We start from the raw sequence: 14000 nt of genomic DNA on the forward strand, positions 1-14000 counted from the left end.
GGGGCGGCCGGTCGTCAGCGCAGGTGGAAGTAGGCCGCGTTGTGGTCGGTGATGGCGTCCCAGTCGGCGTCCGCGGGGAAGCGCAGGACGTCCCATCCGGCGTCCTCCAGCCGGTAGCCGGCCTCGACGTCGCGGGTGGAGTCGGCCGGACGGCCGGGCACGTCGACGAAGACGGCCAGGTCGGCGCCGTCCAGGTGGAAGACGAGGTCGGGGCGGGCCTCCGCCTCCGGGACGAGCACGCCCGCCTCGTCCGGCAGCCGGTACCCCTTGGCCCGCAGCCACCCGAGCAGGTCGCCCCGCGCCACGAGAGCGGCCAGGTCCGCCTCCACGGGGGTGGGCGAGGAGGGCGGCGTACCGGTGGGCGCGCTCGCGGCCGCCGGGCCGCCGGCCGCGCTCTTTGCCGGCGCACCGCCGGAGCCGGCGGACGCGCTCCCCACCGCCGGGGCCAGCCTGCGGAACCGCTCGCTGCGGGACTCGCCGCGGTCCTCCCGGACGGTTTGGGCACCGGCCAGCCGCAGCAGCAGCGGGCGGGCGGCGTGCCGGCTCAGCTGGCGGTGGTGCGTCTGGTTGGCGTAGGTCAGCAGACAGGCGTAGCAGCCGCGGGCACACTTCTCGTCCTCGTCCGGGCCGCCCCGGTCCTCGCCCGTGACCGGGTCGAAGTGGCAGATCTCCAGGGCGGTCCGGGCGGCCTCGGCGAGGGCGTCCCTGTCGTGCTGGACGCGGCGCAGCACACCCGCGCCGCCCTCGGCGGCCTCCGTGAACAGCAGACGGCGGCGCGGTCCGTCGTCGGGGGGCAGCAGCTCCGCGGTCAGCTCGGAGTCCTCCAGCTCGAACGCCGCCTCGATGCCCCGCTCCAGCGCGTACAGGAACGACAGCGCCACCGGCTCGGGCTGCGGCTCGTCCAGGGTGACCACGAGGATGTTGCGGCGGTCCTCGACGTAGGGCAGGACCCGCTTCTTGCGCCGCTTCTCGTTGCCGTCCTCGTCGACCACCGGCATGCCGGTGCCCTCGATGGCGTCGGCGGCGGCCCGGTCGTTGAGCCAGCGGCCGTCGCCCAGGTCCAGCCAGTAGCCGTCCGGCTCGCCCTCCTTGTCGCGGACCCGGCCGAGGTTGGTGATGCGGACGGTCGCCGAGTCGCCGTAGTCCAGGTCGAGCACGGGCGCGTCCTCGGCGTCGGTGACGTGCGAGGTGAGGCGGCCCTTGCGGACCCCGTGGTCCTGGAAGGCGTACGACGTCTCCAGCCGGAAACCGGCCCGGCGGCGCTCCTCCTCGTCGGAGGAGATCCGCTCGCGCGGCGTGGTGTACACGGTGTGCAGGTGGAGCAGGCCGGTGCGCTTGGCACGCAGTTCCTCCCCGCACATCGCGCACCTGTCGGAGCCCGGCTTGACCGCGTAGTGGTAGCCGCAGCCGGCGCAGCGCCGGGCCTCCGCCGTCGCCAGCTCGCCCGAGGCGTCCGGCGGCAGCTGGACCCGGGTGACCTGGTAGCGGGCACCCTCGTGGTAGATCAGCGCGCCGGGGCCGAACTCGCGGATCGCCAGGAAGCGGGGGCGCTGCAGGTAGTCGCCGTCGGCGTTGCGGCGGTTGCCGGAGCGCGGGATGTAGGCCGCCAGCGGCAGCCTCGGGAAGCTGTAGCCGGGCAGGAAGCCCTCGGACGCCAGATAGCGGTACGGGTTGAAGTCGCTCATCACCGACTTGCTGTCGACCGAGCGGTTCAGCAGCAGGTTGGTCTGGGTCTCCGCCTCCCGGCGGCGGGTGCGCGCCCGGGTCTGCTCACCCTGCGACAGGGTGTGGTCGACGACGCGCCGGTTCTGCTCGTACTGATCGATGACGGCCGCCCGGAACAGCTCCCGCCAGCGGTCGAAGGCGGCGTCGAACTCGCCCGGGGCCCGCTCGACCCGGTCCTCGATCCACTCGTCGTACCACCAGGTGGTCGACTCGAAGTCGGCGATCAGCGGGGCGAGGACGGTGCGGGCGGTGACGACCGCGCGGGAGCGGGCGTCCTCGTCCCAGCACCTGTCACCGATGTGGGCCAGGAGCGGCAGCGGCATCCGCGGGTCGGGCCGGTCGCCGCCGTCCGGGTCGTAGGCGACGTCGATGACCTCGGGAATCGCCGTGCCGAGCTTCATCCCGGTCTCCGCCAGCCAGATGGCCTGCAGGTGGGAGCGGACCAGGTCCTCGTTGGCGAGGTCCAGGCGCGGCGGGGCCACCTGCCCCGACACCATGTCCTGGGACTTGCGGAAGTAGTACTGGTCGTGGCTGTTGCCCGTCGCGCAGTACGTGGTGACCAGCGCGGGCTGACCGGAACGGCCGGCCCGGCCCGAGCGCTGCGCGTAGTTCGCCGGGGTCGGCGGCACGTTGCGCATCATGACGGCGTTGAGCGAGGAGATGTCCACGCCCAGTTCCATGGTCGGCGAGCAGTACAGCAGGGGAAGGTCCGCCGTGCGGAACTCCCTCTCCCGCTCCAGCCGGTCCTCCGGCAGGACCTGCGCGGTGTGCTCCCGCGCGTACAGGCCGGCCAGCTCCGCGGCGGCGCTCCGGTACAGGTCGCGGAAGAACGGGTTGACGCGCGGCCCCTCGCCGCTGCTGTAGGTCCGTGCCAGCGGGTCGACCGCGCCCCGCTCACCGGTTCCGGCCCGCCAGACCAGGGCGGCGGCCGACACCCGGTAGCCGGTGCGCCTCTGCCCCGCACGGCGGCGGAAGGCCGGACCGGAGTGCTCCGGCGCCGCGTCCACCTCACGCACCAGCTCCGCGTCGCGCAGCACCTTCAGCAGATCGTCGATGACGGCCTGGACGTCCTCCAGGGAGCCCTTGGGCTCGCGCAGTTCGGGCATGTTCCGCCGCAGGTACTTGCCGAACTTGCCACGGGCCGACAGGAACAGCGCGGAGCGCTCCATGCCGGGCCGGGAACCGTACGGGTAGGCGGTGCCGACGGCCGGCCGGTCGCTCTCACCCAGCACCCACGGTCCGGTCAGACGCTCCTCGCTGGCCCGCTGGAGGGTGTCGAAGTCGTCGCGGAAGTACTGCACGTCGATGGCGAGCGCGCGCCGCATGAAGTCGAGCAGCGTACGGGAGACCTCCGCGCGCAGCGCCGGGTCGGCGTCGCGCAGCACGGCGTGCGCGGACCGCCACCGCTCGGGGTGGGCGGCGACCCAGTCCAGGTCCTCGTAGTCGATTCGCAGCAGCCCCGTCTGCTCCAGGTTCGGCATCGTGACGCGCCAGCCGCGCTCCAGGTCGCGGTAGAGGCGGTAGCCGACGACGTCCCGGAACACCTTGACGGCCCGGCGCTCCAGGGACGGCGGCAGATCCGCGCCGGTCGCGTACTCGCGCGGGCTCAGCCCCATCACCGTGGTGACGGCCTCGGCGAGGTCGTCGTGCCGCAGTCCCTCCTCACCGGCGTCCACCGCGGCCCGGTACAGCGCGCCGCGCAACTGGGTCACCTGGGCGAAGTCGTTGAAGTGCCCGGCCTGCAGCGAGGCGTCCTGCCGGTTGTCGACGAAGGTGAGGAGCTTGCGCGCCTCCTTGCCCAGGCTCTCCTTCGGCACCGCCCGCAGGGACTTCACGATCGACGCGGAGATCAGCGAGGTCGCCGACGAACGGCCCTCCTGGTCCAGCGTGGCCAGCTTGGCGAAGTCCCGACCGCGGGTCTGCTCGTAGGAGACCTGGCAGTGCAGGCAGAAGAGGAAGGGCGCCGGGACGAACGCCGCCACCAGGCCCTCGCCCGACTCGTCGCCACGGGCGTCCACGACGACGCGCTTGGGCACCCGGGGCCGGTAGGACTTCTTGACGACCGTCAGGCCCTGGGCGTCCTGCTCCAGCCACGACTCGGGCAGCCGCCGGTCGTCCACCGCGATCTGCGGGTCGGCCGGCCACTCGTAGTCCTCCCCGGGCACGCCCACGTACAGGTACCCCTCGCCCGCACGGCCGCCGGACGCGGAGGTGTCCCGGCGCGGTTCGTACCGGAACGTACCGCCCTCCTCGGTGCGCCAGACGGTCAGGTACTCCTGGCCGCACTCACGGCAGAACGCCAGCGGGAACAGCGGCTTGCCGTCGCTGTCCGGCTGCTCCAGCTGGTAGACGCGGGTGAGCGGCCTGGCGAGCGGATCCTCCAGGGTCGTGTACACGGTGTCGCCCTTGGAGAGGAACTGGTGCAGGCGGAACGCGAACAACGGCCGCTCCGTCACCGGGTGCTTGGCCTGCGCACCCGCCTCCAGGGTCGTGCGGATCGCCTCCCGCACACTCTCCTCGGCCACCCCGGACTCGGCGGCCAGCTCGGCGGCGGCCTTCTCGATGGTGTCCGGCGCACAGCGGCGCAGCCGTCCCGTGCCCTCCTCGCGCTCCAGTCCGAACCGGGCCTCCACCCAGCGGGCCAGCGGGTCCTTCGTCAGCGCCTCGTACGAGCGGGGCGCTGACGGCACCCGCAGCCGCTCGGCGGGCACGGTCTTCGGCGCCTCCCCGGTCGCCCGCACCAGGGTCTCGCCGATGACCCGCTTCGGCAGCACCGTCGTACCGAACAGCCGGCCGGCCACCTTGGCCACCTCGCGCCGCTGGTCCTCCCAGGAGCCCTCGGTGGACATGGTCGCCGAGGTGCCGATGCACTGCAGGGTCGCCGAGGCCCGGCACGCCTCCCGGACCCGGCGGATCAGGAACGCCACGTCCGCGCCCTGCCGGCCCCGGTAGGTGTGCAGCTCGTCGAAGACGAGGAACCGCAGCCCCTCGGCCATCTGGATCAGGCTGTCCCGGTCGTCCGGCCGGGTCAGCATCAGCTCCAGCATCACGTAGTTGGTCAGCAGGATGTCCGGCGGGTCCTTGCGCAGCTTCTTGCGGTCCTCCTCGGACTCCTGGCCGGTGTACCGGGCGAAGGTGACCGGCTCACGGCCCGCCCCGAACCCGTACCGCAGGTACTTCTCCAGCTCACCCAGCTGGGAGTTGGCCAGCGCGTTCATGGGGTAGACGACGATCGCCCGCACCCGGCTGCCCGCCTTCGGGCCCGCCGCCTGGCGCTCCTTCAGCACCCGGTCGACGATCGGGACGATGTACGACAGGGACTTGCCGGAGCCGGTACCGGTGGTGAGGACGTAGGAGTCGCCGGCCTGCGCGGCCTCGATCGCCTGCCGCTGGTGGAGGTGGAAGGTCAGGGGGCGGCCGTCCGGGCGCGGTGACGTCTGCGTCTTGCCGGCCTGGAAGATCTCCGCGCATCTCGGGTGCAGCACTCCGTCCCGCACCAGGTCGGTGACCTGGCCGCCGTCGGCGAAGAACGGGTTCAGCGACAGCCACGGGTCGGGCCACTGCGACTTCGCCGCCAGGTCGTCCTCGACGAAGCCGGCGATACGCGCGTCCCGGATCACCGTGGCGCTCTTGGTGAAACTCTCGTACTCACTGATCAGGTCGGCGTGGATGCCGAAGACGTCCATCGCCTCGGGCAGCCGCGGCTCCCTGCGCGGTGCGGGCGCGGGCGCCGCCGCGGTGGGCGCGGGAAGCAGGGCACGCAGCCGTGCCACCGGGTCCGTCGCCTGCCAGTGCGGGGCCAGCAGGGCGGCCGTGTCGTCCGGCGCCGACGCGAGCGGGAGCAGCGCCTCACGGACGAGGGCGGCGTGCTCGGGGCGGTGTTCGGCGTCCTTCTCCAGGAGCCGGTCCACCAGCCGGACCAGCTCGGCGGGCAGGTCCGGGCGGACCAGGCTCAGCTGCGGGGGTCTCTGGTGCTGGTGCTGTTCAGACAGCTCGTAGGGGGTCCGGGCGGAGAACGGCGGCCGTCCGATCAGCAACTCGTACAGGATGCAGCCGAGCGCGTAGAGGTCGGCGGAGGCCGAGATCCGTTCGGCGCGGAACTGCTCGGGCGCCATGTAACGGGCCGTACCGACGCTGACGCCCGTGCTCGTCAGCCGCGTCTGGTCGGGGTCGTCCACGACCGAGCCCATGCCGAAGTCGAGGATCTTGACGGTGCCGTCACCGGTCAGCATCACGTTCGCCGGCTTCAGGTCGCGGTGGACGACCCCGGCGGTGTGCGCGGCGGTGAGCCCGGCGGCGATCTGAGCTCCGATGGCGGCGACCCAGGAGACCGGCAGTTGCGGTTCCTCGTCGATGAGGTCCGCGAGCGGATGACCGTCCAGCAGTTCCATGGCCAGGTAGGGCAGGCCGCTGCCGCCCGGTGCGGGGTCCACGCCGCCGTCGATCAGCAGGGTGAGGTTCGGGTGGCCCTGGGAGAGCATCCGCATGATCCGCACTTCGCGGCGGAAGCGGTCGATCTCCTTGCCGGCCCCTGAGGCGGCGACGGCGACACCCGTCCGGCCGCGCAGCACGGTCTTGAGCGCGACCTCCCGGTGCGGGGAGTCCGCGGCGGCGCGCAGGTCCTCGGCCCGGTGCACCTCGCCCATGTTCCCGCGTCCCAGGATCCCCACGATCCGGAACCGCCCGTCGACCGTGTCCAGCCCCACCGGCCCTCCCCCTTCACCCGTCGTATACCTGGCAGGTACATCCCGTAGGGAGCGTATACCGTTGCCAGTTGGCGAGGATGTCAGGTGTCCGTTGACGCTGTCAACGTGTATGGCGACGGTGGGTTCCCGGTGCGGTCAAAGGGCCGCGATCGCCGCTCCATGACGAACCCGGACGTCCCGGAGCCGTCCAGGACCACGGAGGAGTACTTCCTCGGCCCGGGCACCGGGGCCGAAGCGGTGACCGAGGCGGACGACGCCCCACCGGGGACCGGCCGGCCGCGGGAACCGGAGCGGAACAGGGTTCCGCGACCGGGCGCGCGCAGGCCACGGGCCTCGGCCGCGAGGGCGGCCGGCGGGCCGCCGCCCCGGGCGTCCCGAGCCGTCCGAGGGCCGGCCTCACGGCCGGCCACCTCGCCGGCCGGACGCCCGTCGGGAACCAGCCGGGGCCGGTGTGGTCCGGCGGCTCGGCCGCGCTTGGCCGCGGCCGGTGACCCCCGGACAGCGGTCCGCCGCACGTCCGCGGTCGCGGCCGGCGCACCTCCGACGTGTCCGTACGGGCCGTCCTGAGGAGCACCGGCCCCGAGACCGTCCCGGCGCCGTGGACACCCCCGCCCGGAGCGCCCCCGAGCGTGATGAGACGGGTGTTGGTGATCCGGAACACGCGCGTTCACCGCCGTCGACGGGGGTACCGTTCCTGCGGCGGCCTGCGGACGTGGGTATTTTCCTGGGAGACACGGTGGGGTTCGCTACCGCGGAGGAGAGGCATGGACGTGACCGGTTCCGGCACGGGAGACCGGCCCGAGCCCGGTCACGAGACGGTGCCCGGCCCTCCGTACGGCGCGGCGGCGCAGGAGCTGCGGGAGGCCGCGCTCGTCGTCGACGCCGACGGCCTCGTCGTCGGGGCCAACGGCCCGGCGCTGCGTGTGCTCGGCCATACGTACGAGGAACTCCTCGGGCAGGACTCGCACGACCTGCTGCACCGTGACAGCCACGGGCACGCCGTGCCGCGCACCCGCTGCCGCCTGCGCAAGGCGCTGCTCGCCCGGAGGACCGAGCACGGCGGCACGGACTGGTTCACCCGCGCGGACGGCACGCTGCTCCAGCTGTCCTGGCTGGTGACGCCGTACGCGTCCGCCTCGGGACAGGACGGCGCCCTGGTGCTGCTGTACGGACCGGACGGGGGAGCACCGGACGAGGAGCCGGGGCACGCCCCGGCTTCGCTCACGGAGCTGGACCGCCTGGCCCTGCTGGCGGAGACGACCACCCAGCTGACGTCCACCCTCGACACGGAGGAGGCGCTGCGCCGGCTGACGGCCCTGACGGTGCCCCGGCTCGCGGACTGGGCGGTGATCGACCTGATCACCGAACGGGACGAGGTGCGGCGTGCCCTGGTGATGGAGTGCAGGAACGGCCTCCTGGTCGAGCGGGAGGACCTGCAGGGCCCCATGCCGCCCGTGCCGCAGGAGTCCCCGATGCCGCTGTCGCGGGCGCTGCGCGGCGCCGCCTCCTCCCTGGCCGGTCCCGCCATCTACCAGGGGCCGCCCGACTCGGGGATCGCGGTGGAGCAGCGCCGGCTGTTCGCCGAGACCGGCATGCACTCCGCCGTCATCGCGCCCATCCGGGGCCTGCGCGACGTGCTCGGCGCGCTGACCCTGGGACGTGCGAAGCGCCCCGCCGCGTTCACCACCGGCGACCTGCCCCTGCTGGAGGACATCACGCGCCGGGCGGGCCTGGCGCTGGACAACGCGCGTCTGTACCAGCGCCAGCGCAAGGTCGCCGAGACCATGCAGCGCCACCTGCTGCCCCAGCTCCCCACCGTGCCCGGAGTGGAGATGAGGGCGCGGTACGTGCCCGCGCCGCACGCCTCGTCCGTCGGCGGTGACTGGTACGACGCCTTCGCCCTGACCGGCGACCGCGGGCACGCCCTGGTCATCGGGGACGTCGTGGGGCACGATCTCGACGCGGCGGCCGGGATGGCGCAGGTGCGCAACATGCTCCGGGCCTTCGCGTGGTCCCGGCCCGAGGCCACCACCAGCGACATCGTCAACCAGCTCGACGAGGCCGTGAAGCACATCGCCGAGGTGCCCATGGCGACCGTGATCCTGGCCACGCTCGCCCTCGGGGACGACGCGGCGTGGCGGCTGCGCTGGACCAACGCCGGCCACCCGCCGCCGTTGCTGGTCAGCCACGACGGCCGGACCCGCTACCTCACCGACGGGCACGGCATCCTGCTCGGGACCGGAGCCGGCAGGCCCCGTCCCGACGCCATGACCGTCCTGCCGCCGCGCACCACCGTCCTGCTCTACACCGACGGCCTGATCGAGTCCCCGCGCCACTCCATCGACGAGGGACTGGACCGGCTGCGCCGGCACGCGGCCTCCCTCGTCCACCGCCCGCTGGATTCCTTCTGCGACGTCCTGCTGGAGGAAGTCCGGCCCAGCGGCAGTGACGACGACATCGCCATGCTGGCACTGCGCACGCCCGGCGACGAGTAGCCCCGCCCCGGCCGGGACTCCGGGCGGGACGGCCGGGTGTCCGGTACCCGCCGGCGCCGCCCGTGCGCGTACGGTCTCGACGCCGCCGCACCCGCCACGTGGTCGTGTGCACCCGCCACGTAGTGGTGCACCCGCCACGTGGTGGTGCACCGCCGTGGCGGGCTTCCCCGGGGCGTCCTCCCCCGCGGCGGACGCGGGGCCCGCCGCCCAGGGCGGGGCCCGCCACCCCGGGCGGGACCGGCAGCGCCTCGTCGGCCCCTGCCTCCCGGTGCCCGTGGCCGCCGTGGCCGGCGGCCTCCCCGGCGACGTCCTGCGGCGCGCGGTGCCGGGCAGGCCCCGTCCTCCTCGGCCGGGGCACGGGCGACGGGGGAGCGCCGCCGCGGCCGTGCCGCCGGTGGTCTCAGGCGCCGCCCACGCCGTGCACGGTGGTCAGGTCGGCCAGTCCGGACACCTCCAGCACGGGCGCCAGGAGCGGGGTGGCGATCAGCTCGATGCGGTCGGCGTGGCGGAAGAGGATGCTCAGGCCGGCGCTGTCCAGGTACTCGATCCCGGTCAGGTCGATGACCAGCGGGCCCTGCGCGGTCTCGATCGCGGTGGCGAACGCCTCCGTGTTGCTCATGTCGATCTCACCGACGGCCGTCAGCTCGGTGACGCCGTCAGGCCGACGACTGGAGGTCAGGGTCAGAAGCGTGGTCATCAGGCGATCCTCGTGTGCATGTCGACGGTGGTGCCGGCGGCGCCGGAGGTGATGGTGACCTGTTGCATCAGCGCCCGCATCAACGCCACGCCACGGCCACGGTGGGCGTTGGCCTCGGGCCGGGGGGTCTTCCAGCGGCCGGTGTCGGCGACGGTGAGGCGCAGGTCGTCGACGAGCGCCTCGGCACGGAGGCGGACGGTGTCGCCGGGGGCGTCCCGGTGGCCGTGCTCGATGGCGTTGGCACAGGCCTCACCCACGGCCACCAGGACGTTCTGGACCGTGTGCGGGGGAAGTTCGCACTGGGTGAGCCAGCTGCGCAGGGCCTTGCGGACCGGCGCCAGCTGCGCGGACTCCGCGGGGAAGGCCATGTCGAGCGGGGCCGGGTGCCGGTACAGCAGCAGCGCCACGTCGTCGTCGTAGCCGCCGGCCGGGGCCAGCCGCGTCATGACCTGGGTGGCGAGCTCGTCGACCGCGGCGTCCCGGCCGGCCTGCACGGCCTCACCCGCCTGGTCGATGCCGGCCGTCAGCGGACGGCGGCGGCGTTCCACGAGGCCGTCGGTGTACAGCAGCAGGGTGGCGCGGGCGGGCACGGTACAGGTGCCCTCGGGCCGGTGCCGGCCGGGGCGCACGGCCAGCGGCACGGAGCGTCCCTGGTCGAGGAGGACGGTGGTGCCGTCGGGGTGGGTGAGGATGCCCGGCGGGTGTCCGGCACTGGAGTAGGTCAGGGAGCCGGTGGCGGGGTCGAGGACGCCGCAGAAGACGGTGGTGCACATCGCGCCGGGGACACCGGCGGCGAAGCGGTCCAGGGCCATCAGGGTCTGCCCGGGGCTGGAGTCCTGGAGCAGCAGGGCCCGGCAGGCGCTGCGCAGCTGGCCCATCACGGTGGCGGCCTCGAGTCCGCGTCCGACGCAGTCGCCGACGACGATGCCGATGCGGCCGTCCTGGAGCCGGACGGTGTCGTACCAGTCCCCGCCCACCTCCAGCGGCTGGGTGGCGGGTTCGTAGCGGACGGCGAAGCCGTCGGGCAGGTCGGCCGGACCGAGGATGGAGCGTTGCAGGGCGATGGCGGTCTCGCGCTGCTGGTCGATCTGGTGGGCCCGGGACAGCCCCTGGGAGAGCTGCCCGGCGAGCAGGGACAGCAGCAGCTGGTCCTCACCGGTGAAGGGCCGGTGGCCGCCGAGGTCGAGCCACACCACCATGGTGCCCTCGGGGTGGCCGACCGTGATGCCCGCCCCGGTGCCGTCCTCGACGGGCGTCAGCAGCGGCTGCTCCAGCCAGGCGGACAGCCGCTCCCGGCGCTCGGCGGGCAGGTCCTGCCAGCGCAGGCCCGCGTCGGTCGCCGTCACCGACACCTCCTGGCCGGCGGTCGCGACGGCGGCCAGCACGCGCTCGGCACGCCACAGCTCCTTCAGCTCCGCCAGCGAGCCCGCGAGGGCCTCCGGCAGACTGGTCGCCTGGGTCAGCCGCATGCTCAGCGCGGCCTGGGCGCTCTTGCGCTGCACCGCGTAGTGCTCGGCGGTGACGTCACGGAAGGTCCCGACGGTCACCTGGCGTCCGGTGTCCGGGTCCTGCGCCCGGTTGAACGTGGCCGTCACCCACAGCCGGTGCCCGTCCCGGTGCGTCACGGGAATGGTGTACGAGCCCTTGGGGTCGTTCAGCAGCTGCGCGAAGGCGTCGCCGACCTCGCGGTGCCCCTCCGGATCGGTCTCGGCATCCGGCCACCAGGGGTGGACCGGCGGGTAGGGCAGGCCGTCGGGACCGTAGCCGAGGGTGTCGGCGAAGGCCGTGTTGATCTCGACGACGGCACCCTCCTCGTCGCAGACGAAGAACGCCTCCTGGAGGGAGTCCACCAGCGCCTTGCGCCAGCGCGCCTGGTGGTTGCGCAGCCGCGCCAGCTCGATGTTGGCCCGCACCCGGGCCAGGAGCTCCGCCGCGGCGAACGGCTTGACGAGGTAGTCGTCGGCTCCGGCCCGCAGCCCCTCGATGGACGCCTCCTGACCGGCCCGGGCGGACAGCAGCACCACCGGCACCGACATGGTGCGCGGGTCGGTGCGCAGCGCCGCCACGAGCCCGAGGCCGTCCAGACCCGGCATCATGACGTCGCTTATCACCAGGTCGGGGGCGTCGGCACGGACGGCTTCCAGGGCCGCCAGGCCGTCGTCGACGGTGTCCACCCGGTATCCGGCGCCGTCCAGGAGCCGCGTCAGGTACTCGCGCATGTCGGCGTTGTCGTCGGCGACCAGTACCCGCGCCGCGACGGCGGGGGCGGTGGCGTAACCCGACGGGTCGGCCGCCGTCGCCGTCGCGCGCGCCTCCGCGGTGATCTCGTCCGGGAGCCAGCGCAGCGCCTCCTGCACGAAGGGGTCGGCGGTCGACGCCCCCCGGCCGTCCTCGGCCGGGGCCAGGGCGTCGGAGGGCAGGTGGGCCGAGCCGAACGGCAGGCGGACGGTGAAGGAGGTGCCCTCCCCCTCGACGCTGTCGGCGGTGATCGTGCCGCCGTGCAGCGCCACCAGCTCCTTCACCAGGGCCAGTCCGATGCCGCTGCCCTCGTTGGAGCGGGAGCGGGCGTTCTCGATCCGGTGGAACCGCTCGAACAGCCGCGGTATCTCCGCCGCCGGCACGCCGATGCCGGTGTCGGCGACCGTCACCACGGCCCGCGCGTCCTCGGCGCGCACGGTGACGCGGATCGAGCCGTCGAAGGTGAACTTCAGCGCGTTGCTCAGCAGGTTCAGGACCACCTTCTCCCACATGCCGCGGTCGACGTACACCGGCTCGGGCAGCCGGTCGCAGTCGATTTGGAAGTCCAGGCCGGCCTTGTCGATGGCGGACCGGAACACACTGGCCAGGTCGGCCGTGACCACGGACAGGTCGACCGGTTCGTAGCGGGCCTGCATCCGGCCGGCCTCGATGCGGGAGAAGTCCAGCAGGGAGTTGACCAGCTTGCCCAGGCGCAGTCCGTTGCGGTGGATGACCTCCAGTTCCTCCCGTACCCGGGTATCGGCGCCGGCCAGCCGGGAGCGCAGTTCCTCCACCGGCCCCATGATCAGGGTCAGGGGGGTGCGGAACTCGTGGCTGATGTTGGAGAAGAAGGCGGTCTTGGCCCGGTCCAGCTCCGCGAGTTCCTCGGCCCGCCGTTGCTGGGCCTCGTGGCTGCGGGCACTGGCGATCCCCGCGGCGACATGGCCCGCGGTCAGCTCGACGAACCCGCGGTAGGCGTCGTCCAGGGCCCGGTAGCGGTTGAGCCCGGCCACCAGGAACCCGTAGGGCGCGCCGCCCTGCTGCAGCAGCGGCAGCACCAGCGCCCGCGCGGGGGGCAGCGGCCAGTCACCGGCCGGGAGGTGGCCGGCGAAGGGGGCGTCGTCGAGCGGCACCAGGACGGACTCGCCGCGCGCCAGCGGCGCCACGGGCCAGACGCCGGAGCCGTCGGCCGGCAGCGTCGGCGGGGCGGCCGGGTGGCCCGCGGCCAGTCCGGTGGCGTCCGCCAGCCGGGCACTGCCGTCGGCCTCCAGGAGGTACGTCAGCGTGAAGGGCAGGTCCCGCCTGTTCCGGGCCAGCTGCTGGTTGGCGAAGGCGAGCCACTCCTGCTCGGTGCGGACCACGCTGGGGTCGGAGCCGAGGTCGCGCAGGGTCGTCATCCGGCGCTCGCCCAGGACGCGCTCGGTGTCCTCGCTGACCACGCAGAGCATGCCGACCACGGTGCCGTCGTCGTCGCGCAGCGGACTGTAGGAGAAGGTGTGGTAGCTCTCCTCCGTGTAGCCGGACCGTTCCAGGAACAGCAGCAGACCCTCGTCCCAGGTGGCCTCACCCGTGCTCATCACCGTGTCGATGCGCGGGCCGATGTCGTTCCAGATCTCCGCCCACACCTGGCGGGCCGGCCGCCCCAGCGCCCAGGGGTACTTGGCGCCCAGGGTGTCGCGCCGGTAGGCGGCGTTGCAGAAGAACGTCAGCTCCGGTCCCCACGCCATCCACATCGAGAACCGGGAGGACAGCAGGATGCTCACCGCCGTGCGCAGGCTCTGCGGCCACTGCTGCGGCGGGCCCAGCCCGGTCGCCGCCCAGTCCACCCGGGCGAGGTCCGGGCCGACCTCCTGGTCGGTGGTGAACACGCCTGCCCCGGGCGCCGGCACGATCTCGTGCGCGGCGTCTTCCGAACGCCCCACTGGACACCCTCTTCCTCGCACCGTCCGAGCGGGCAGCCGCGACAGCGGTCGCCCGCCGACCGGCTTCTCGAGTGCCCGCACCGCCTTCCGGAACAACGCCGCGGAGGAACCCCACGGGCCGCCGCTGCCCCTGCCCCTGTCGCGGCCCGGGACCCCGGGGGGACCGCCCGCCACTTGCGACGACTCCGTAGGATAGGCCAGTCGGCGGTGCTCGCCG

The 14000-nt window shown here is 73.7% G+C and carries 4 protein-coding genes; 1 reads left to right on the forward strand and 3 read right to left on the reverse strand.

Going from position 1 to position 14000, the window contains the following annotated elements:
* Positions 1 to 14: 14 nt before the first annotated feature.
* Positions 15 to 6431, reverse strand: coding sequence for a protein kinase domain-containing protein (locus ACY1JF_RS20420; RefSeq protein ID WP_462706604.1), 6417 nt, complete (start codon positions 6429 to 6431; stop codon positions 15 to 17).
* Positions 6432 to 7195: 764 nt separating this feature from the next.
* Between ACY1JF_RS20420 and ACY1JF_RS20425 the strand changes: the two genes are divergently transcribed.
* Positions 7196 to 8926: a SpoIIE family protein phosphatase gene (locus ACY1JF_RS20425; RefSeq protein WP_462706605.1), complete on the forward strand. Its 1731-nt coding sequence runs from the start codon at positions 7196 to 7198 to the stop codon at positions 8924 to 8926.
* Between the two features lie 400 nt (positions 8927 to 9326).
* On the opposite strand, the gene ACY1JF_RS20430 is transcribed toward ACY1JF_RS20425, so the two are convergent.
* Both ACY1JF_RS20430 and ACY1JF_RS20435 read right to left on the reverse strand, forming a co-directional pair.
* Complete coding sequence (locus ACY1JF_RS20430; protein WP_462706606.1) at positions 9327 to 9623, reverse strand: STAS domain-containing protein; 297 nt, start codon at positions 9621 to 9623, stop codon at positions 9327 to 9329.
* Positions 9623 to 13783, reverse strand: a complete 4161-nt coding sequence (locus ACY1JF_RS20435) for a SpoIIE family protein phosphatase (protein ID WP_462706607.1) — start codon at positions 13781 to 13783, stop codon at positions 9623 to 9625. The genes ACY1JF_RS20430 and ACY1JF_RS20435 overlap by 1 nt, the downstream gene beginning before the upstream one ends.
* Positions 13784 to 14000: the final 217 nt, after the last annotated feature.

Source organism: Streptomyces sp. SYSU D01066-1, from assembly GCF_054956795.1.

Coding starts and splice junctions, on each gene's coding strand:
- ACY1JF_RS20425 (WP_462706605.1), top strand. CDS start 7,196: ATGGACGTGACCGGTTCCGGCACGGGAGACCGGCCCGAGCCCGGTCAC.
- ACY1JF_RS20430 (WP_462706606.1), bottom strand. CDS start 9,623: ATGACCACGCTTCTGACCCTGACCTCCAGTCGTCGGCCTGACGGCGTC.